We start from the raw sequence: 20,253 nt of genomic DNA on the forward strand, positions 1-20,253 counted from the left end.
ACGGGCGTTCACTCCTCGTTGAGATTGGCGCACGGGCTGTACGGGGCAAGGAGTGGGTGTACGGCTACGAGGAGGTGGCGGCGACGCATGACGAGCATGTCGAGGGCGAGGGTGGCCCGGCGTATCGCGGCCGGAGCGGCGTACGGCGGCGGCGGGGTCGGGCTCGTCGGGGCGGCCGCCGTCGGCCTGCTGCTGGCGGAGGTACGGCTGGCCCGGCGCCACGTGGGCAACGGCAGTGGCGGGCGGGTGCCGGTGGCCGAGGGCTTTTACGGCACCTCGTACGACGTGCCCGGTGAACCGCCGCTCAGGCTGAGCATGCTCGGCGACTCGACGGCGGCCGGGCAGGGTGTGCACCGCGCGGGACAGACACCGGGGGCGCTGCTGGCGTCGGGATTGTCGGCGGTGGCGGAGCGCCCGGTGGAGCTGCGGAACGTGGCGTTGCCGGGGGCGCAGTCGGACGACCTGGACCGCCAGGTGGCGCTGGTGCTCTCGTCCCCTTATCCCCTCCCCGACGTCTGCGTGATCATGATCGGCGCGAACGACGTCACGCACCGGATCCCGCCGACGCGCTCGGTACGGCACCTGTCGGCGGCGGTACGACGGCTGCGCACGGCCGGCGCGGAGGTGGTCGTCGGCACGTGTCCCGACCTCGGCACCATCGAGCCGGTGCAGCAGCCGCTGCGGTGGCTGGCCCGCCGGGCCTCTCGGCAGCTGGCGGCTGCGCAGACGATCGGGGTGGTGGAGCAGGGCGGGCGGACGGTGTCGCTGGGTGATCTGCTCGGCCCCGAGTTCGAGGCGAACCCCCGGGAACTCTTCGGGCCGGACAACTACCACCCCTCCGCGGAGGGGTACGCCACGGCGGCGATGGCGATACTGCCCACGGTGTGTGCGGCGCTGGGCCTGTGGCCGGCGGAAGAGGAGCGCCCCGACGTATCCCGCCGCGAGGGCTTCCTCCCGGTCGCCCGGGCTGCGGCCGAGGCCGCGGCGGAGGCAGGCACGGAGGTCACGGCGGCGATGCCGACGGGTCCGCGGGGACCGTGGGCGTTGCTCAAGCGCAGGCGCCGCCGCCGCGTCCCCGAGGCCGAGCCCGCGACCCCCTCGACCTGACCCCTGGGGGCTCCGCCCCCAGACCCCCATTTCCCACCCACCCACCCGTCTCGGTAGGCAGAAAGGCGAGGCCAGGGGTCTGGGGGCGGAGCCCCTAGGCGGTGACCCCATGGCCCACCCCGCCGCGACCAAGCAAGCGCTTAGTAAATTGCGGTCAGTGTCACACCGCGACACCGGTGACCTGGACCATACGTACGGGTAACTTCCCAAGCGGCCCTGCCAAACAAATACCGCCCACTGGAGCCGTGATGCCCGAAGCCGTCATCGTCTCGACCGCCCGCTCCCCCATCGGCCGCGCCGGCAAGGGTTCCCTCAAGGACCTGCGCCCCGACGACCTGACCGCGACCATCATCCAGGCGGCGCTCGCCAAGATCCCCGAGCTGGACCCGAGGGACATCGACGACCTGATGCTCGGCTGCGGCCTCCCCGGCGGCGAGCAGGGCCACAACCTCGGCCGGATCGTCGCCGTACAGATGGGCATGGACCACCTGCCGGGCTGTACGGTCACCCGTTACTGCTCCTCCTCGCTCCAGACCTCCCGCATGGCCCTGCACGCCATCAAGGCCGGCGAGGGCGACGTCTTCATCTCGGCCGGCGTCGAGACCGTCTCCCGTTTCTTCAAGGGCAGCTCCGACGGCCTCCCCGACACGCACAACCCCTTCTTCGCCGAGGCCGAGGCCCGTACCGCCGCCGTCGCCGAGCAGGAGGGCACCACGTGGCACGACCCGCGTGAGGACGGGCTGGTCCCGGACGCGTACATCTCGATGGGCCAGACCGCCGAGAACCTGGCCCGCTGGAAGGGCGTGACCCGCCAGGAGATGGACGAGTTCGGCGTCCGCTCGCAGAACCTCGCCGAAGAGGCCATCAAGAACGGCTTCTGGGAGCGCGAGATCACCCCGGTGACCCTCCCCGACGGCACGGTGGTCAGCAAGGACGACGGCCCGCGCGCCGGCGTCACCCTGGAGGCCGTCCAGGGCCTCAAGCCGGTCTTCCGCCCGGACGGCCTGGTCACGGCCGGCAACTGCTGCCCGCTCAACGACGGCGCCGCCGCCCTCGTCATCATGAGCGACACCAAGGCCCGCGAGCTGGGCCTCACCCCGCTCGCCCGCATCGTGTCGACCGGTGTCTCCGGCCTCTCCCCGGAGATCATGGGCCTCGGCCCGGTGGAGGCCTCCCAGCAGGCCCTGCGCCGCGCCGGCCTGACCATCGACGACATCGACCTGGTCGAGATCAACGAGGCCTTCGCCGCCCAGGTGATCCCCTCCTACCGTGACCTCGGCATCGACATCGACAAGCTGAACGTCAACGGCGGCGCCATCGCCGTCGGCCACCCCTTCGGCATGACCGGCGCCCGCATCACCGGCACGCTCATCAACTCGCTGCAGTGGCACGACAAGCAGTTCGGCCTGGAGACGATGTGCGTCGGCGGCGGCCAGGGCATGGCCATGGTCATCGAGCGCCTCAGCTGACCTGATCCACCCTCGGTAGCCGAGCGGGTACGGCAGGTCAGGAATCGGCCCAGAACCCGGAAAACCCCCGGGTTCTGGGCCGATTTGTGATCCAATCTCCCCCAGGATGTGACCTATCTCCCTCGCTGGGGGTATCGCTGCAGGTCAGCGCAGGTCAGCGCGATGACAGGCGAAACCACGAGCCGAAAGTCCTGTCCGTTTCGTGACGTTACGCACTGACAGCTGCTTAGTCCGCCCTTCAAGCTGATGTAGGAAGTCGGGGGTCGACTTTGAACCTGGGAGTACGTCAGTGAGCGCCATGCCGATCGCCCTGCTGTTCACCACGGCCGCCACCGGCGCCGTGGGCGTCGCCGTCCTGCGCACCGTGCTGAAGCTGCGCCGTCAGCTCACGGCGCTGCAGGCCCAGCTCGCCGAGAACCAGGCCGCCGCACTGGGCGCACTGCTGCCCGCCGCCCGCACGACCACCGACACGGACGAGATACGCGCGGCCGTGGCCGAGGCGCTCGCCGAGGAGCGGGAGCGGGAGTTGGCCGAGGCCCGTGCGTTCTGGGCCGCCCAGGAGGCCCGTGACGCCTCCGACGCACCGTCCCTGCTGGGCCTGGCCGACGGCGACGTGTTCCTGCCCCGGCAGACCGACTTCGTGGGCCTGGAGCCGCTGGAGCCGGTCTCCGAGCCGACCACCGAGGCCGACGAGTTCGCCGGGGACTCCCCCGAACTGGCCGCGGCCCGCCGCCGCCACCCCTCGCACCCCGACTTCGTCCCGGTGCAGTCGCCGGCCGTGAACGACCACGAGCGCACGGTGACCACGCTGGAGCAGCTGGCCGCCGACCAGGTCGAGCTGTCCGACGTCCGCCCGGGCCCGCTCGGCACCCTCGACGTCTACGTCTTCGCCGACGGCACCACCCTGTGCATGACCCCCGGCCACCGCGAGACGGCCGAACACCTGGCAGCGGCTCTCCGCGAGGGCGAGAGCCCGTACCTCCTCGGCGGTTCGGGCATCTCGGGCGCGTACACCCTGACCTTCGCCTGCGGCACGGACACGGTCTACATCCTGGCGGACCGGGTCATAGCGTCCCTCTGACGTCAGACCCCCGCCCTCTTCCGCGCCTCCTCCACCAACCCCACCGCTTCGGTGACCTGATCCTCGCTCTCCAGCACCAGAGCCAAGTCGTGCGCGGCCACCAGAATTTGGTCGGCGGCCGCGAACATCCCCGCATCCGGCATCTCCCGAGGCTCGACCCCCGGCTCCTCAACACTCTGCGTCCACCGAGCCAACTGCCTGGCCAGTGCCAGCGCCTCCGCCGCAGCACCCCGCTGGAGTCTGCTCTGCGGCGCCGCTCTCAACTTGTCGGCGAAGTGATCCACTGCTCGTGTCAAGGGCGTCGTATCAACCACGCGCCGAGCGTAACGCGCCGCACTGTTGCCAATACGCGAACGCTCAGGCACGGTGACGTGAAGGACCGGCTTACATCCCCTTTGCGTTCGGAGGCGCCGATGTCCCAGCTCTTCTCCGAGGAGACCCACCGCAATCTGCTCGCCCGCATCCCCCACTGCACCGGTCGTGAGGTTTCCGACTGGCTGCGCACCGTAGAAGAAGGCCCCGCCCTGTTCCGCTTCGAGGAGAAGGTCAGCTGGCTCCGGCACGAGTACGACCTCGCGTACGGCCACGCGAAGGCGATCGTCCACGAGTACGACCTGAGGAGGGCAGCCCGCAAGCTGCTCTGAGACGCCGAGAGGGCCCCGGGTCGGAACCCGGGGCCCTCTCGCAGGACCGGCGTGTCGGCTAGTCGTTGTTGCTGAAGATCGCCACCAGCCGCAGCATCTCCACGTAGATCCACACCAGGGTCACGGTGAGACCGAACGCGGCGAGCCAGGACTCGTTGCGCGGGGCGCCGTAGGCGATGCCGTCCTCGATCTGCTTGAAGTCGAGGGTCAGGAAGAACGCGCCGAGCACGATGGCGATGATGCCGACGATCGCGCCGAGCGGGCCCATGCTGCGCAGGCCGCCGTTCTCGGCGACGCCGAACGCGACCAGCAGCAGGTTGACCGCCATGACTAGGACGAAGGCGATGGCGATGGCCGTGCCGATGCGGGCGTAGCGGGCGGTGACGCGGATCCAGCCGGCCTTGTAGACGAGCAGGGTCGCGCCCGCGACCGCCAGGGTGCCGAGCACCGCCTGGAAGGGGGCGCCGCTCCAGCGGCTGTTGTACATCTCGCTGATGACGCCCAGGAAGACGCCCTCGAAGGCGGCGTAACCCAGGATGAGCGCGGGCGACGGAGTGCGCTTGAAGCTCTGCACCAGGCCCAGGACCATCGCGATGATCGCCGCGCCGAAGGCGAGGCCGTAGCTGGTCGCCGAGACGGGCAGCAGCACCCAGGCGAGGACGGCGCCGACGGCGACCGTGCCGAGCGTGAGGGCCGAACGCATGACGACGTCGTCCATCGTCATCCGGTCGGTGGTGGCGGGGGCCTGCGGCGGGGCACCGTACTGCACGTCCTGTCGGGCGTACGGGTTCTGCGCGTAGGGGTTCTGCGCGTACGGGTTGCCCTGTGCGTACCCGGCCTGCGCTGCGGTGTTGAAGCCGGCGTAGCCGTTGTCGCGGCTGAACCCCCGTCGCGAGAAGACCGGGTTGCTGCTCCTCATTTCACTCCTCCATGGCCACCGTGCGTGGCCTTGGCCTCAAGGGTAATGGATTGGCAAAGGATCGACCGTAATACCTGGGGAGGATCTTTCCCTCGCTGTGCTGCGCAACACGCTAAGCGGAAGGCTCATTCCCTGCCAGGGACGAGGTCAGTCCAGAGGGAAGCCGGTGTAGGCCTCGGCTAGGTCGGTCTCGGCCGCGCGAGAGGAGGCGATCCGTTCCAGCCGGGCCAGTTGGAGGCGGGCGTCGAAGTCGGTGGCGTCCGGGGCCCGGTGGAGCAGGGTCGTCATGTCGTAGGAGAACCGCTCGGCCTGCCAGACGCGGCGCAGGCAGGTCGCCGAGTAGGCGTCGAGGAGGCCGGGGGAGCCGGTCTCCCGCTGGTGGACGAGCGCCCGGACGAAGGTCGTGACGTCCCCGACGGCCAGGTTCAGCCCTTTGGCGCCCGTGGGCGGCACGATGTGGGCGGCGTCGCCGGCGAGGAAGAGCCGGCCGTGGCGCATCGGCTCGTGCACGAAGGACCGCATGGGGGTGACGGACTTCTGGGTGATGGGCCCGCGTTCCAGGGTCCAGTCGTCGTCGGTCTCGAAGCGCCGCTCCAGTTCGGCCCAGATCTCGTCGTCGCTCCACTCCTCGGCCTTGGTCCCAGAGGGCACCTGGAGGTAGAGGCGGGAGACGGACGGGGAGCGCATGGACAGCAGGGCGAAGCCGCGGTCGTGGCGGGCGTAGACCAGTTCGTCGTGCGAGGGGGCGACGTCGGCGAGGATGCCGAGCCAGGCATAGGGGTACGACCGTTCGAACACCCGGGAGACGGCCGCCGGGAAGGCCTTCCTGGCCACGCCCCAGAAGCCGTCGCAGCCGACGACGTAGTCGCACTCCAGCACGTCCTCGCGCCCCTGGTGCCGGAAGGGGATCCGCGGCCGGTCGCCCTCCGCGCCCTCGACGGCCAGGGCCTCCGCCTCGAACAGCAGCGGGCCGCCCTCCTCCGACTGGAGGGCGATGAGGTCCTTGCAGACCTCCGTCTGGGCGTAGACCGTCACGGACCGCCCGCCGGTCAGCCCGGGGAAGTCGACGCGATGACGGCGCCGGCCGAAGCGCAGCTCGATCCCGTCGTGCCGCAGCCCCTCCCGGTCCATCCGCTGCCCGGCTCCGGCCGCGCGCAGCACGTCCACCGTGCCCTGTTCCAGGATCCCGGCGCGCTGCCGGTGCTCCACGTAGGCACGGTCGCGGCTCTCCAGGACGACCGAGTCGATACCGGCGCGGTGCAGCAGCCGCGCGAGAAGCAGCCCGGCCGGGCCGGCTCCGATGATCCCGACGGTGGTACGCATCGGTCGATCCCTTCCCTCTGACGGACAGTCTGTCTGACACCCAGTCTGTTCGTCTGGTGAAATTTCCTTCACTCAGTTACGAGCGTGAGTCTCCGACCGCGGACATGCCGCTGTCAACGGTCACGCTGACGTTCGAGGGGTGGGGTCGGAGGCGGAAAGTGCCCGGAGCCGGACTTGAACCGGCACGCCCGCGAAGGGGCAGCGAGGTTTAAGCTCGCCGTGTCTGCATTCCACCATCCGGGCAGGCCATGGGCTCCGCATCGAGTGTCCGAGCCTATCGGTGCGCATCCCTCGAACAGCGGAAGGGATGGCCCGATGTTGTCTTATTTTATTGACGTCTGAGGGTGCATCAGCCCACGGAACGAGCCATCCGCACTTGCCAATAGCGTGACGTGGCGTGGGCGCGCGCGTACGCGGAATGACGGAATTTCACCTACCGAAGGAGGGCGGTCGTCCGGTTCTGGACACCGTGGGTCTCGGGGTCGCCCGTCCTCCCCAGGTATGACTCGGGCCCGCTCCGTCCGACCGGAGTCGCCCCTCGGAACCGGAACAGCGACTGACTACACGGGCGCCGGCGGCCGGGACGATGAATCAGTCCCCACGAACTGACGTCGTCCCGACAGGAGCACCTTCCCGTGACCACCACACCCACCGCCGGCCGGACCACGGCCGTGGCCGCCCGCGCCACGGAGCTGTCGAAGATCTATGGGCAGGGCGAGACCCGGGTGGTCGCCCTGGACCGGGTCTCCGTCGACTTCCGGCAGGCCGAGTTCACCGCGATCATGGGCCCGTCCGGTTCCGGCAAGTCCACGCTGATGCACTGCGTGGCGGGCCTGGACAGCTTCTCCTCGGGGTCCGTGCGGATCGGCGAGACCGAGCTGGGCTCCCTGAAGGACAAGCAGCTCACCAAGTTGCGCCGGGACAAGATCGGCTTCATCTTCCAGGCCTTCAACCTGCTGCCCACGCTGACCGCGCTGGAGAACATCACCCTCCCGATGGACATCGCGGGCCGGAAGGCCGACAAGGCCTGGCTGGACCAGGTCATCCAGATGGTCGGGCTGTCCGGGCGGCTCAGCCACCGGCCCTCGCAGCTGTCCGGCGGCCAGCAGCAGCGGGTCGCCGTCGCCCGTGCGCTGGCCTCCCGGCCCGAGATCATCTTCGGTGACGAGCCGACCGGAAACCTCGACTCCCGCTCCGGCGCCGAGGTGCTGGGCTTCCTGCGCAACTCCGTGCGCGAGCTGGGCCAGACGGTGGTCATGGTGACCCACGACCCGGTGGCCGCGGCCTACGCGGACCGCGTGATCTTCCTCGCGGACGGGCGGATCGTGGACGAGATCTACGGCCCCACGGCCGACTCCGTGCTCGACCTGATGAAGCAGTTCGACGCGAAGGGCCGTACCAGCTGATGTTCCGCACCGCCCTGCGCAACGTACTCGCGCACAAGGCCCGGCTCCTGATGACCGTGCTCGCCGTCATGCTCGGCGTGGCGTTCGTGTCCGGGACCCTGGTCTTCACCAACACCATCTCCGACGCCTACCAGAACAGCTCCGCCAAGGGCTTCGACCAGGTCGACGTCGCCGTCACCGCCAAGTACCAGGACTCCAAGGGCAACCGGGTCGGCAAGACCCCCGAGCTGACCCAGGCGCTGCTCGACAAGGCCGCGAAGGTCCCGGGCGCCGCCTCCGCCACCGGCGTCGTCACCGGCTTCACCGCGATCGCCGACAAGGACGGCAAGCTGCTCGGCGGCGGCTGGCAGTCCGAGGGCGGCAACTACTGGGGCACCAAGGACGCCCGCTACCCGCTGGTCAGCGGCCACGCGCCCAGCGGCAGGGACGAGGTCCTGATCGACTCCAGGACCGCCGAGCGGGCCGGCTACAAGGTCGGCGACACCGTGCGCATCTCGGTCGACGGCCCGGTCCTCACCCCGCGCGTCAGCGGCGTCTTCACCACCGACGACGGCAACGTGGCCGCGGGCGGCAGCCTCGCCCTGTTCGACACGCCGACCGCGCAGGCGCTGTTCGGCAAGAAGGGCGCGTACGACGAGATCGACGTGAAGGCGGCGACCGGAACCAGCCAGACCGCACTGCAGGCCTCGCTGGACAAGACGCTGCCGTCGAAGCTGGTGGAGACCAGCACCGGCAAGCAGCTCGCCGACGACCAGGCCCAGCAGATCTCCTCGTCGATGAGCGGCCTGAAGCAGGGCCTGCTGGTCTTCGCCGGTATCTCCCTGTTCGTCGGCACGTTCATCATCGCCAACACCTTCACCATGCTGGTCGCCCAGCGCACCAGGGAACTGGCCCTGATGCGGGCGGTCGGCGCCTCCCGCCGGCAGGTCACCCGCTCGGTGCTGATCGAGGCGTTCGTGGTCGGCACGGTCGCCGGTGTGACCGGCCTGGTCGCCGGCATCGGCATCGGCGCGGGGCTGCGGAGCCTGCTGGGCTCCTTCGGCGCGAGCATGCCGGACGGGCCGCTGGTGGTCACGCCGGGCACCGTGGTGACCGCCCTCGCGGTCGGCGTCGTCATCACCGTGCTGGCCGCCTGGCTGCCGGGCCGCCGGGCCGCGAAGATCCCGCCGGTGGCGGCGATGAGCAGCGTGCACGCCAAGGCGACCACCAAGTCGCTGGTGCTGCGCAACACGCTCGGCGCGCTGTTCTCGGCGGCCGGTGTCGCGGTGGTCCTCGCGGCCACCTCGATGAACGGCTCCGACGGCCAGGCCCCGATGGGCATCGGCGCGGTCCTGCTCATCATCGGCGTGTTCATCCTGACCCCGCTGCTGTCCCGCCCGCTGATCGCGGCCGCCGCCCCGGTGCTGCGCGTGTTCGGTGTCTCGGGCAAGCTGGCCCGCCAGAACTCGGTGCGCAACCCGCGCCGTACAGCGGCCACGGCGTCCGCGCTGATGATCGGCCTCACCCTGATCACCGGCATGACGGTCATGGCGGGCAGCCTGCAGACGTCCATCGACAAGATGGCCAGCTCGGCGATCCGCGCGGACTACGTCGTCTCGATGGCCAACCGCAGCCCGCTCTCGCCCGGCGTGGCGAAGAAGATCGCCGCCGACCCCGACGTCACCGTCAGCAGCCCGTTGCGCAACGCCGAGTCCCGTATCGACGGCCGGACCGAGTTCCTGACCGGCGTCAACGGCTCGGCCATCGGCGAGCTGACGGACCTCAAGGTGGACAACGGCACCTTCAAGGTCGGCGGCTCCCAGGTCGTCGTGGACCAGGACCGGGCCAAGGACTACGGCTGGACGGCCGGTTCGCGGTTCACCGTGCACTACGAGGACGGCAAGGCGCAGCAGCTGACCGTCGCCGGGGTCTACGAGGGCAACGACATGCTCAACGGGATCATGATCGACAACAAGGTCCTCACCCCGCACCTGAGCGACGCCTCCGACATGCAGGTCATGGTCAAGACGGCGGACGGTGTCTCCGCCTCGGCCAAGGACGGGCTGGAGAAGGTGCTCGGCACCAACCCGGCGATCAAGGTCCAGGACAAGCAGGACATCTCCGACGACATCGCACAGATGTTCACGCTGATGCTGAACATGGTCTACGGCCTGCTCGGGATGGCGGTGATCGTCGCGGTCCTCGGCGTCATCAACACCCTGGCCATGTCGGTGTTCGAGCGCTCCCAGGAGATCGGCATGCTCCGCGCGATCGGCCTGGACCGCACCGCCGTCAAGCGGATGGTCCGCCTGGAGTCCCTGGTGATCTCCCTGTTCGGCGGCGTGCTGGGCATCGGTCTGGGCGTGTTCTTCGGCTGGGCGGCCGGTGAGTTGCTGGGCACGAAGATGCCGACGTACGAACTGGTCCTGCCCTGGGGCAGGATGACGGTCTTCCTGCTGCTGGCGGCGGTGGTCGGCATCCTGGCCGCGCTGTGGCCGGCCCGGCGCGCGGCCCGGCTGAACATGCTGACGGCGATCAAGGCCGAGTAGCCGTACGACCGACCGAGGGCCCCGCTCCGTCACGGAGCGGGGCCCTTGCCGTGTCATGTCGTGTCAGGAGTTCCAGGTGCGGGTGCGCAGCGGCAGGCCGGACCTGCCGGACTCCGGAGTGCGGACCGCCAGGACCTGGTTGACGCCGATGCGGTTGCGTTCGAAGGCGAGCGCGCAGGCGGCCATGTACAGGCGCCAGACGCGGGCGCGGCCGGGGCTGGTGAGGCGGACCGCGCGATCCCAGTCGGCCTCCAGGCCGGCGACCCACTCGCGCAGCGTGCGGGCGTAGTGCTCGCGGATCGACTCCACGTCCCGCACCTCGAAGCCGGCCCGCTCCAGCTGGGTGACGGTGGTGCCGATCGGGGCGAGTTCGCCGTCCGGGAAGACGTAGGCGTCGATGAACCGGTCGGTCTCGTACGCCGTTTCGTCGCGCTGCGGGCGGCGGGCGATCTGGTGGTTGAGCAGCCGTCCGCCGGGCTTCAGCAGGGCGTACAGGTTGCTCGCGTACTCCAGGTACCGTTCGGCGCCGACGTGCTCGGCCATGCCGATGGAGGAGATGGCGTCGTAGGGGCCGTCCACGACGTCCCGGTAGTCCTGGACCCTGATCTCCACCCGGTCGGCCAGCCCCTCGTCGGCGACGCGTTTACGGGCGTACACGGCCTGCTCCTGCGACAGCGTGACCCCGACGACGCTCACGCCGTGCTCCCGGGCCGCGTGGATGGCCATCGAGCCCCAGCCGCAGCCCACGTCCAGCAGCCGCTGACCCTCCTTCAGGCCGAGCTTGGCGCAGACGAGTTCGAGCTTGTCGCGCTGGGCGGACTCCAGGGAACCCCCGTCCTCCCAGTAGGCGCACGAGTAGACCATCGACGGCCCGAGGACGATCTCGTAGAAGTCGTTGCCGACGTCGTAGTGGTGGCTGATGGCCTGTTTGTCGCTGCGCCGGGTGTGCAGATGACGGCGCCTGCGGACCTCCTCGCGCGGCGGGGCGGGCGGGATCGGCGGTCCGACGAGCTTCAGCAACTCGCGCCCGGCCGCCCGTACCTCGGGGTCGCGCAGCGCCTGGGCGAGGGTGCGGGAGTTCTCCCCGCGCTCCCACACCAGTCCGGCCATGGCGTCGAGGGCGGTGTACAGGTCGCCCTCGATGTCCAGGTCTCCGGCGACCCAGGCGCGGGCGAGGCCCAGTTCGCCCGGTTTGAACAGCATGCGGCGCAGGGCGCGGCGGTTGCGTACGACGAGCGTCGGCGCGTCCGGCGGCCCCGCCTCCGATCCGTCCCAGGTCCGTAGCCGCACCGGGAGCGGTACTCCCAGCAGCTGCTCGGCAAGACTCCTCAGCCGCGACGCGGCTTCGGCCATGGCGCACCTCCGGTGAAAGGAATCGGCCCGCTGGATCGTCTCCATCCGGCTGCAGGGAAACGACCCGGCACGCCGACGTCATTCCCCTCCACACGCTCCTGCCGACAGGTTGGCCGAACCGTCACACTCCCGCGTTACCGCCGGGGTCCCCGTTCGGTCAAGTCCCGAGATCCAGGGTCATGCCCTGTTCGACCCGAGAAGTCCTAATGGAGGCAGAACGTTCCGTTCGATTCCCCCCACCATGTTTTGGATGTGAACTGCCATGACCCGTCTTTCCAAGATCCAGCGCCTGTCCCTGCTCGCCGCTTCGACCACCGTGATCACCGGTGGGGTGCTGTTCCCGGTCACCGCGTTCGCCGCCCCGGCACCGCAGACGGCCCCCGTGGCCACGACCGACGCCGCCACGCACTGGACGGCGACCACCGACGACCTGAGCGGCATCACGGCCGAGCTTCCCGGACACCCCCAGATGCAGAAGTACTCCGAGAACGGCGTCGAGGCCCGGGTCTATCTGGTGCCGACCGACTACGGAACCCTCGGCTTCGTGGTCTACGACACGCCGAATACCGGCCAGAAGGACCTCAAGGGCTGTCTTCAGTCCTGGCTGGACGGCTACAACGAGGACTCCCGGTCAGGCGACTCCACACTCACCAGTAAGGATCTTCAGGAGGGCACAACGGCCGACGGCCAGCCCGCCGTCGACTCGGCTCTCTCCGCCGGTGACGGCACGGTCGGCCACGTCCGTTTCGTCGACCTCGGCGACCACATGGTCCAGGTGGTGGCCCTCGGCAAGAAGGGCAGTCAGCAGGACGTGGACGCGGACTACCTGCAGCTCCTCAACGGCGTCCAGCTGCCGAGCGACGGCACCACCCAGTCCTACTGACCCGACGGGACCCCACGGACCCTGCAGCCCGCTACAGACGGCCCAGCATGAGCGAGAGGGCGTTCGCCGCTTCCTCCCGGTTCTGCCCCCGGCCGCCTGAGCGGGCCACGGTCGCCTGCACCACGACCTGGCCTTTGCGGCCGGTGAGCTGCGTGTAGTAGATGTCCACCTTCTGGCCCGCCTCGTCGGCGACCTGGTGGCCCTCCTCGCCCGACAGCTCGTCGTAGCCCTTCACCGCCGGAACGTCGACCGCGTGGACGTCCTCCCACTTCTGCTTGGTCGCGGAGTCGTACTCCGTCCGGCAGCGCCGTGTGTCCGCGCGGAACCGGGCGATGTCCGCCGCGGCGGAGGCGGTGTCCCGGTGCACGACGACCGTCGCCGTGTCGGCCACCGTGCGATCCGATTTCTGGGCATTGCGCTCCAGAGCGGCCAGCTCGTTCGCCGGTGGCTGCACCGAGAGGGTGCAACTGGCGTCGGCGACGGACTGCACGACCTGGTCCGTCTCGTAGGGATCGCTCCGCACATAGCCGGAACCCCAGTCCGCGGGGGCCAGGGCAACGCGTTTGGCGAGGTCCCGGGCCTGTGCGACGGTCCGGACGCGTTCGTGTCCCTGGTCGCGGCCACCGAGAACGATCGCGAGCCCCACCGCGACCGCGACCGCGACCACGGCGGCGGCAGCGCCGATGAGCACGGGGGGCCTGCGCCACCAGGGGCGCCGAGGAGGCCGGGCGGCCTGTATCCCGTGGAGAGGGCCGGGCGGCGGGCCGCCTGGAGGGCCGGGCGGCGGACCGGCTGGAGGGCCGGGCGGCGGGCCGGCTGGGGGGCCGGGCGGCGGTTGCGTGCTCACCTGGCTCGTGTACCACCCGCGCTCGGGGTGCCGTGGCGCCGCCCGCAGAGATCACCTGTCTGACGGCGGAACCGGCCACCCCGGACGGTCCGCGCACACGGCGAAGGGGCCGCCCGCACCACGGATGGCGGGCGGCCCCTTCGGGCTGAGCAAGGTGACCTGAGGTCAGGAGGCCTTGGCCTTCTCCTCGGTCTTGGCGGCGACCGGCGCCGGCTTGGCGGCCTCGTAGAACTCCTCGCGGGGGTTCTCCATGGCGCCGAGGGAGACGACCTCACGCTTGAGGAACACGGCGAGGGTCCAGTCGGCGAAGACGCGGATCTTGCGGTTCCAGGTCGGCATCGCCAGACCGTGGTAGCCACGGTGCATGTACCAGGCGAGGCGGCCCTTGAGCTTGATCTTCACCTTGCCCATGACGATCATCGCCACGCCCTTGTGCAGGCCGAGACCGGCCACCGCACCCTTGTTGGCGTGCTCGTACTCCTTCTGCGGGAAGCCCCGCATACCGGAGATCACGTTGTCGCCGAGGGCGCGCGCCTGACGCAGCGCGTGCTGGGCGTTCGGCGGGCACCAGGCGTTCTCGTTGCCCGCCTTGCGGCCGACGAGGTCCGGGACCTGCGCGTTGTCACCGGCGGCCCAGATGTAGTCCGTGCCCTTGACCTGGAGGGTCGGCTCGCAGTCGACGTGGCCGCGGGGGCCGAGGGGCAGGCCGAAGCGGGCGAGGGCCGGGTTCGGCTTGACGCCGGCCGTCCAGACGATCGTGTTGGAGTCGACCTCGAGGCCGTTCTTCAGCACCACGTGACCGTCGACGCAGGAGTCCATGGAGGTGGAGAGGTAGATCTCCACGCCCCGGCTCTCCAGGTGCTCCTTGCCGTACTGGCCGAGCTTGGGGCCGACCTCGGGAAGGATCTTGTCCGCGGCGTCGACGAGGACGAAGCGCATGTCCTCACGGGACACGTTCTTGTAGTACTTGGCCGCGTCCCGGGCCATGTCCTCGACCTCGCCGATGGTCTCCGCACCCGCGAAGCCACCGCCGATGAAGACGAAGGTGAGCGCCTTGCGGCGGATCTCCTCGTCGGTCGTGGAGTCGGCCTTGTCCAGCTGCTCGAGGACGTGGTTGCGCAGGCCGATGGACTCCTCGATGCCCTTCATGCCTATGCCCTGCTCGGCGAGGCCGGGGATCGGGAAGGTGCGGGAGACCGCGCCCATCGCGATGACCAGGTAGTCGAAGGGCAGCTCGTACGCCTCGCCCACCAGCGGGGCGATCGTGGCGACCTTGCGGTCCTGGTCGATGGTGGTGACCCGGCCGGTGAGGACCTCCGCCTTCGGCAGCACGCGTCGCAGCGGGACGACGACGTGCCGAGGGGAGATGCTGCCGGCGGCGGCTTCGGGGAGGAAGGGCTGGTAGGTCATGTACGACCGGGGGTCGACGACCGTGACGGTCGCCTCTCCGTAGCGCATCTTCTTGAGAATGCGCCGAGCTGCGTACAGGCCTACGTACCCACCGCCTACTACGAGGATCCTGGGACGCTCCGTGGTGCTCATGGCATCGAGTATCCACCCGCCCCAGGAGGGGTGCTCGTGCGCCCCTTCACAAGGTCTGACAGGCCCTGTGCTAAACTCCGCGACCCGCGTGACGCAGGTCATGGCGCCGAGCGGGAACCCCTGGGTGGTCTGACCCGTTGTCAAGGCCGCGTGAGCTGCCTCTCTGGGCGGCCGGGGTGGTGGTGAGCACCTCGCAACACCCCCGCAGCACCCCCTTCCGGGCCCCTCCTACGCCCACCATCTGAACATGTTCAAACGGCTCAGGCACCCCCGGAAGGGCCAACCGGCCCCTTTTCCGGGTTCCGCAAGGCGGAATTCCTTGTGAAGAACTTCACGAAGTTTTCCGATCGATCGTCACCGAGGGGCCCTTGAGGGCCCCTCAGTCCCGCTCAGACGTTATCCGACCTGCTCAGCCGATGACTACCGGCCGGTAACAAAAGAGAGTTACGCCACCGACCACGCGATGCCGTCGAGGATGTCGTGCTCGCTGACGACGACCTCCTCGGCCCCGATCCGCTCCATGATCGCGAGCAGCACCAGGGCGCCCGCGCCGATGACGTCGACCCGGCCCGGGTGCATGGACGGGATCGCCGCGCGCTCGGCGTGCGTGGAGCGCAGCAGCCACTCGGTGATCTCGCGGACGCGGTCGTGGGAGATGCGGGAGTGGTGGATGCGTGCGGAGTCGTACGCGGGCAGGTCCTGGGCGATCGCGGACACGGTGGTGACCGAGCCGGCCAGACCGACCAGGGTGTGCGCCTCGCGCAGCGGGACCGTCTCCTCGGCGAGGTCCAGGGCGGCCTCGATGTCGGCCCGCATGACGGCGATCTGCTCCTCGGTGGGCGGGTCGCTCACCTTGCCGTCGTGCACCAGGTGCCGCTCCGTCATCCGTACGCAGCCGACGTCCACGGACCGCGCGGCCCGCACCTGGTCGTCGCCGACGACGAACTCGGTGGAGCCGCCGCCGATGTCCACCACCAGGTAGGGCTTGGTGAGGTCGTCGCGGCCCTTGAGTTCCTTCGTGGCCCCGGTGAAGGAGAACTCGGCCTCCTGGTCGCCGGTGATGACCTCGGGCTCGACGCCGAGGATGTCGAGGACGCCCCGCACGAAGTCGTCCCGGTTCTCCGCGTCCCGGGAGGCGGAGGTGGCGACGAAGCGGAGCTTCTCGGCGCCGTACTCCTTGATGAGCCCGGCGTACTCGCGGCAGGCGGCGAAGGTCCGCTCCAGGGCCTCGGGGGCGAGCCGGCCGGTGCGGTCGACGCCCTGGCCGAGCCGCACGATGGTCATCCGGCGGTCCAGGTCGACGAGTTCACCCGTCTCGGGGTTCGCGTCCGCGACCAGCAGACGGATGGAGTTCGTACCGCAGTCGATGGCGGCCACACGGGTCACTGGTCGTCCTCCTCGACGGGCTTGGCGGCGAACCACCCCGACCCGTCCTCCGTCGTCTCCACCTGCCACCCCGCACCGGACGGCGGCCCGGGCGGCGTCACGCACGGCCCCTTGCTCCACCACTCCGGCAGCATGGCGATCGCCTCGTCGCCGAGCGGGTTCACACCCGGGCCGGCGGCCAGCGAGTGGGCGACGAGGACGTGCAGGCACTTCACCCGGTCCGGCATGCCGCCCGCGCTCGGGAAGCCCGCCAGGACCTCGATCTCGTCCCGGCGCCGGATGTAGTCCTCGTGCGCGGCCCGGTAGGCGGCGGCCAGCTCCGGGTCGCTCTGCAGCCGCTCCGTCATCTCCTTCATGACGCCGTTCGCCTCCAGCGTGCCGATCGCCGAGGCGGCGCGCGGGCACGTCAGGTAGTACGTCGTCGGGAAGGGCGTGCCGTCGGGCAGGCGGGGTGCCGTCTCCACGACGTCCGGCTGACCGCAGGGGCAGCGGTGCGCGATGGCCCTGAGGCCCCGCGGCGGGCGCCCGAGCTGCTGCTTGAAGGCCTCTACGTCCGCGTCGGTGGGCTCGGTGCGCGGAGTGGGCGGCGGAGGCGTTTCCATGACTGCTTTCAGGGTGGCTTTCTGTCGGTTACCGGCCGGGGGCCGGTTACTGGTCGGAGGCGTCGGACTTGTCGACCCCGTCCCAGACGTTCGCGTACCAGGGCCGGTGGGCGGCCCCGAGCTCGGCGCGGGACTGCTTGGCCGCGCCCGGGTCGATCACGACGTACCCGGTCTCCCCGGGCATCACATAGTGCAGCCTGCGCCGGATCTGCTGCTCGGCATAGGCGTCGTCCTGCCAGCGTGCCTTGAGGTCACGCAGCTGTTCGACGCGCTTGCGGGCCTGCTCCTGCTGCCGCTGCTGGTCGGCGATCTCGGCGCGCTGGGAGACGTACTGCCGCATCGGATAGGCGAGCGCGACGATCAGCGAGCACAGCACGAGCGCGAGCAGCGCGGCGCGGCCGGTGAGGCGGGAGCGGCGGGCCTGCCGCTTGGTCTGGGAGCGGTAGACACGGGCCGCCGTCTGCTCGCCGAGCAGCTTGAGCCTGGTCGCGGTGGAGAACCGGTCCCGGTCCTTCACGGCCATGTTCCCCGCCTCCCGTTCACACGCGCGTACGTCCCCGCACACGGTACGGGACCGAGTACGGGGACGTACGTACGACTGGCTAAGGCTTAGCCCTGCCGGGGTCAGCCCTTGAAGCGCGGGAACGCGCTGCGGCCGGCGTACACCGCGGCGTCGTCGAGGATCTCCTCGATGCGCAGCAGCTGGTTGTACTTGGCGACGCGCTCGGAGCGGGCCGGGGCGCCGGTCTTGATCTGGCCGCAGTTGGTGGCGACGGCCAGGTCGGCGATGGTGACGTCCTCGGTCTCGCCGGAGCGGTGGGACATCATGCACTTGAAGCCGCTGCGCTGGGCCAGCTCGACGGCGTCGAGGGTCTCGGTCAGCGAACCGATCTGGTTGACCTTGACCAGCAGGGCGTTGGCGGTGCCCTCCTCGATGCCGCGGGCCAGGCGCTCCGGGTTGGTGACGAACAGGTCGTCGCCGACCAGCTGGACCTTGTCGCCGAGCTTGTCGGTGATGACCTTCCAGCCGGCCCAGTCGTCCTCGAACAGCGGGTCCTCGATGGAGACGAGCGGGTAGGCCGCGACGAGCTCCTCGTAGTACTCCGTCATCTCGGCGGCGGAGCGCTCCTTGCCCTCGAAGAGGTACTTGCCGTCCTTGTAGAACTCGGAGGCGGCGACGTCGAGCGCGAGGGCGATCTGCGAACCGGGGGCGTAACCGGCTTCCTTGATGGCCTCGAGGATGAGGTCGAGGGCCTCGCGGTTGGAGCCGAGGTTCGGGGCGAAGCCGCCCTCGTCGCCGAGGCCGGTGGACAGGCCGCGGCCCTTCAGCACCTTCTTGAGGGTGTGGTAGACCTCGGTGCCCCAGCGCAGGGCCTCGGAGAAGGACTCCGCGCCGATCGGGGCGATCATGAACTCCTGGATGTCCACGTTGGAGTCGGCGTGCGAGCCGCCGTTCAGGATGTTCATCATCGGCACCGGCAGCAGGTGCGCGTTCGGGCCGCCCAGGTAGCGGAAGAGGGGGAGGTCGCTGGCCTCGGAGGCGGCGTGGGCGACGGCGAGGGAGACGCCGAGGATGGCGTTGGCGCCGAGGGAGCCCTTGTTGTCGGTGGCGTCCAGGTCGAACATGGCCTGGTCGATCAGGCGCTGCTCGGTGGCGTCGTAGCCGACCAGCTCCGGGCCGATCTGCTCGATGACGGCGAGGACGGCCTTCTCGACGCCCTTGCCCTGGTAGCGGTTCGGGTCACCGTCGCGCAGCTCGATGGCCTCGAAGGCACCGGTGGAGGCGCCGGACGGGACGGCGGCACGACCCGTGCTGCCGTCGTCGAGGCCGACCTCGACCTCGACCGTGGGGTTGCCTCGGGAGTCCAGGATTTCCCGGGCTACGACGACGTCGATGGACGGCACGAGCATCTCCTTCGTGGATGTGACGCTGGTTGTGCGCGGCTGGTGTGCCTTGCGACTAGAGCCTAACCGTCCCAGGGGCGTCGGCCACCGACCGACCGTCCCGTGGACAGGGAGACGGTACCTATTGTTCACGCTCGGAACAAAGGGGCTCATGGGTGAGGCCCGGCTGAAGAGTGGGGAAACGGAGGGAACAACGGGGCGGGGCGCAGGGCGGGGTGTGGGTACAAACAACCCCGCCCCGGCGCGTACGGGGGAACACGCGCCGGGGCGGGGAGCCCGTGGGGACGGGGGGAAAGTCCCTCACGAGGCCTTCAGTGTGGGGGCCGGCCTTGTGAGGGCGCTGTGGTTCTGGTGGGGGCCAGGTGTCACTTCAGGTGCAGCTGCTGGCCCGGGTAGATGAGGTTCGCGTCCTCGACGATGCCCTTGTTCAGCTGGAACAGCTTCTGCCAGCCGCCCTTGACCTTGTGCTGCTCGGCGATCGTGCTGAGGGTGTCGCCCTTGACGACCTTGTACTCGCCGTCGCCCTTCTTGACCTTCTTGCCGGTCGGGGTGGTGACGGTCTGGCTCGCGGCCGGGCGCTCGGCGGAGCGGGAGGCGGCCTGCTCGTCGGTGGAGCGGGTGGCGGTCGTGGTGCTCTTCGAGGAGCTGGTGGTCGACGGGGCCGCAGCGGTGCCGCTGTACGGAGCGCTCGACAGGCCCGTGCCACAGACCGGCCAGGCGCCCTTGCCCTGGGAGGCGAGGACCTTCTCGGCGACGGTGATCTGCTGCTGCTTGCCGGCCAGGTCGGCGCGGGCGGCGTAGGCCGTGCCGCCGTAGGCGGCCCAGGTGGAGGCGGAGAACTGCAGACCGCCGTAGTAACCGTTCCCGGTGTTGATGGACCAGTTGCCGCCGGACTCGCACTGGGCGACCGCGTCCCACTCGGAGGCGGTGGCGGCGGAGGCGTTGCCGGCCGCCATCAGCGGGGCGGCGACGACGGCGCCGGTGACACCGGCGAGCGCGATGACACGGGTGGCCTTGGACGGACGACGGTGCTTGCCCTTGCCGGAGAACAGCATGGATCGATCCCCTCACCGACGCCTGCGAGGTGAGCTGTCGGGTTCGGGCCGGTTGAGTTGCCCGGCCGCGACCCTTTCGGGACGCGGCTTCACCCCAAGCCGGTGCCGGCATCAACTGCCGGTCCCGGCGCTTACCTTGGGTCCCCCGCTCCTGCCTACGGCGCTTGACGCGACGACTGTTCCCGGGCAACCGCTGGCAGGAC

18 protein-coding genes, 1 tRNA gene and 1 riboswitch are annotated in these 20,253 nt (G+C 70.1%); of the genes, 7 read left to right on the forward strand and 12 right to left on the reverse strand.

The annotated features are described in order from the left end of the window. Positions 1-87 precede the first annotated feature (87 nt). From BEK98_RS12790 to BEK98_RS12800, 3 genes are all read left to right on the forward strand, one after another. On the forward strand, positions 88-1,107 hold the full coding sequence (locus BEK98_RS12790) for an SGNH/GDSL hydrolase family protein (protein WP_208643093.1): 1,020 nt from the start codon (positions 88-90) through the stop codon (positions 1,105-1,107). A 248-nt stretch (positions 1,108-1,355) separates the two neighbouring features. Then, a complete protein-coding gene (locus BEK98_RS12795; RefSeq protein ID WP_094216599.1) occupies positions 1,356-2,576 on the forward strand; it encodes an acetyl-CoA C-acetyltransferase in 1,221 nt (406 codons plus the stop codon). A 298-nt stretch (positions 2,577-2,874) separates the two neighbouring features. Continuing rightward, on the forward strand, positions 2,875-3,657 hold the full coding sequence (locus BEK98_RS12800) for a hypothetical protein (protein ID WP_208643097.1): 783 nt from the start codon (positions 2,875-2,877) through the stop codon (positions 3,655-3,657). 2 nt (positions 3,658-3,659) lie between these two features. On the opposite strand, the gene BEK98_RS12805 is transcribed toward BEK98_RS12800, so the two are convergent. Next, the gene (locus BEK98_RS12805; RefSeq protein ID WP_167444148.1) at positions 3,660-3,971 is read right to left on the reverse strand and encodes a hypothetical protein; all 312 of its coding nucleotides are present in this window, start codon (positions 3,969-3,971) and stop codon (positions 3,660-3,662) included. Positions 3,972-4,070: 99 nt separating this feature from the next. Here BEK98_RS12805 and BEK98_RS12810 point away from each other — a divergent pair, with 99 nt between their 5' ends. Continuing rightward, on the forward strand, positions 4,071-4,301 hold the full coding sequence (locus tag BEK98_RS12810; RefSeq protein WP_020940491.1) for a DUF4287 domain-containing protein: 231 nt from the start codon (positions 4,071-4,073) through the stop codon (positions 4,299-4,301). A 58-nt stretch (positions 4,302-4,359) separates the two neighbouring features. On the opposite strand, the gene BEK98_RS12815 is transcribed toward BEK98_RS12810, so the two are convergent. The 3 genes from BEK98_RS12815 to BEK98_RS12825 form a co-directional block, all read right to left on the reverse strand. Beyond that, positions 4,360-5,220, reverse strand: a complete 861-nt coding sequence (locus tag BEK98_RS12815) for a Bax inhibitor-1/YccA family protein (RefSeq protein ID WP_094216602.1) — start codon at positions 5,218-5,220, stop codon at positions 4,360-4,362. Positions 5,221-5,367: 147 nt separating this feature from the next. Next, the gene (locus BEK98_RS12820) at positions 5,368-6,543 is read right to left on the reverse strand and encodes a 4-hydroxybenzoate 3-monooxygenase (RefSeq protein ID WP_094216603.1); all 1,176 of its coding nucleotides are present in this window, start codon (positions 6,541-6,543) and stop codon (positions 5,368-5,370) included. Positions 6,544-6,702: 159 nt separating this feature from the next. Further along, positions 6,703-6,786, reverse strand: a tRNA-Leu gene (locus BEK98_RS12825). A 392-nt stretch (positions 6,787-7,178) separates the two neighbouring features. Here BEK98_RS12825 and BEK98_RS12830 point away from each other — a divergent pair. Continuing rightward, positions 7,179-7,949 (forward strand): ABC transporter ATP-binding protein, encoded by a 771-nt coding sequence (locus BEK98_RS12830; RefSeq protein WP_094216604.1) that lies wholly within the window; start codon positions 7,179-7,181, stop codon positions 7,947-7,949. Next, complete coding sequence (locus BEK98_RS12835; protein ID WP_094216605.1) at positions 7,949-10,477, forward strand: ABC transporter permease; 2,529 nt, start codon at positions 7,949-7,951, stop codon at positions 10,475-10,477. The genes BEK98_RS12830 and BEK98_RS12835 overlap by 1 nt, the downstream gene beginning before the upstream one ends. A gap of 63 nt (positions 10,478-10,540) precedes the next feature. Here BEK98_RS12835 and BEK98_RS12840 read toward each other — a convergent pair whose 3' ends face one another. Further along, the gene (locus BEK98_RS12840) at positions 10,541-11,830 is read right to left on the reverse strand and encodes an SAM-dependent methyltransferase (RefSeq protein ID WP_094216606.1); all 1,290 of its coding nucleotides are present in this window, start codon (positions 11,828-11,830) and stop codon (positions 10,541-10,543) included. 262 nt (positions 11,831-12,092) lie between these two features. Between BEK98_RS12840 and BEK98_RS12845 the strand changes: the two genes are divergently transcribed. Continuing rightward, positions 12,093-12,713 carry a hypothetical protein gene (locus tag BEK98_RS12845; protein WP_094216607.1) on the forward strand — a complete coding sequence of 207 codons (621 nt, stop codon included), beginning with the start codon at positions 12,093-12,095 and terminating at the stop codon, positions 12,711-12,713. A 31-nt stretch (positions 12,714-12,744) separates the two neighbouring features. Here the strand turns inward: BEK98_RS12845 and BEK98_RS12850 are convergent, their stop codons facing one another. The 7 genes from BEK98_RS12850 to BEK98_RS12885 form a co-directional block, all read right to left on the reverse strand. Continuing rightward, positions 12,745-13,404 carry a hypothetical protein gene (locus BEK98_RS12850; protein WP_094216608.1) on the reverse strand — a complete coding sequence of 220 codons (660 nt, stop codon included), beginning with the start codon at positions 13,402-13,404 and terminating at the stop codon, positions 12,745-12,747. 321 nt (positions 13,405-13,725) lie between these two features. Continuing rightward, a complete protein-coding gene (locus BEK98_RS12860) occupies positions 13,726-15,102 on the reverse strand; it encodes an NAD(P)/FAD-dependent oxidoreductase (protein WP_094216610.1) in 1,377 nt (458 codons plus the stop codon). A gap of 444 nt (positions 15,103-15,546) precedes the next feature. Beyond that, positions 15,547-16,488 carry a Ppx/GppA phosphatase family protein gene (locus BEK98_RS12865; RefSeq protein ID WP_094216611.1) on the reverse strand — a complete coding sequence of 314 codons (942 nt, stop codon included), beginning with the start codon at positions 16,486-16,488 and terminating at the stop codon, positions 15,547-15,549. Next, entirely contained in the window at positions 16,485-17,090 is a 606-nt protein-coding gene (locus tag BEK98_RS12870; protein WP_094216612.1) for a DUF501 domain-containing protein, read from the reverse strand. The genes BEK98_RS12865 and BEK98_RS12870 overlap by 4 nt, the downstream gene beginning before the upstream one ends. A gap of 46 nt (positions 17,091-17,136) precedes the next feature. Continuing rightward, positions 17,137-17,613, reverse strand: a complete 477-nt coding sequence (locus BEK98_RS12875; protein WP_094216613.1) for an FtsB family cell division protein — start codon at positions 17,611-17,613, stop codon at positions 17,137-17,139. Between the two features lie 101 nt (positions 17,614-17,714). Next, positions 17,715-19,001, reverse strand: a complete 1,287-nt coding sequence (eno, locus tag BEK98_RS12880) for a phosphopyruvate hydratase (protein ID WP_094216614.1) — start codon at positions 18,999-19,001, stop codon at positions 17,715-17,717. A 359-nt stretch (positions 19,002-19,360) separates the two neighbouring features. After that, complete coding sequence (locus tag BEK98_RS12885) at positions 19,361-20,050, reverse strand: LysM peptidoglycan-binding domain-containing protein (protein ID WP_094216615.1); 690 nt, start codon at positions 20,048-20,050, stop codon at positions 19,361-19,363. A gap of 4 nt (positions 20,051-20,054) precedes the next feature. Further along, a riboswitch (cyclic di-AMP (ydaO/yuaA leader) is annotated at positions 20,055-20,223 on the reverse strand. Positions 20,224-20,253: the final 30 nt, after the last annotated feature.

Origin of the sequence: Streptomyces diastatochromogenes (assembly GCF_002242805.1) — a bacterium.
GTDB classification, from domain to species: Bacteria; Actinomycetota; Actinomycetes; order Streptomycetales; family Streptomycetaceae; genus Streptomyces; species Streptomyces diastatochromogenes.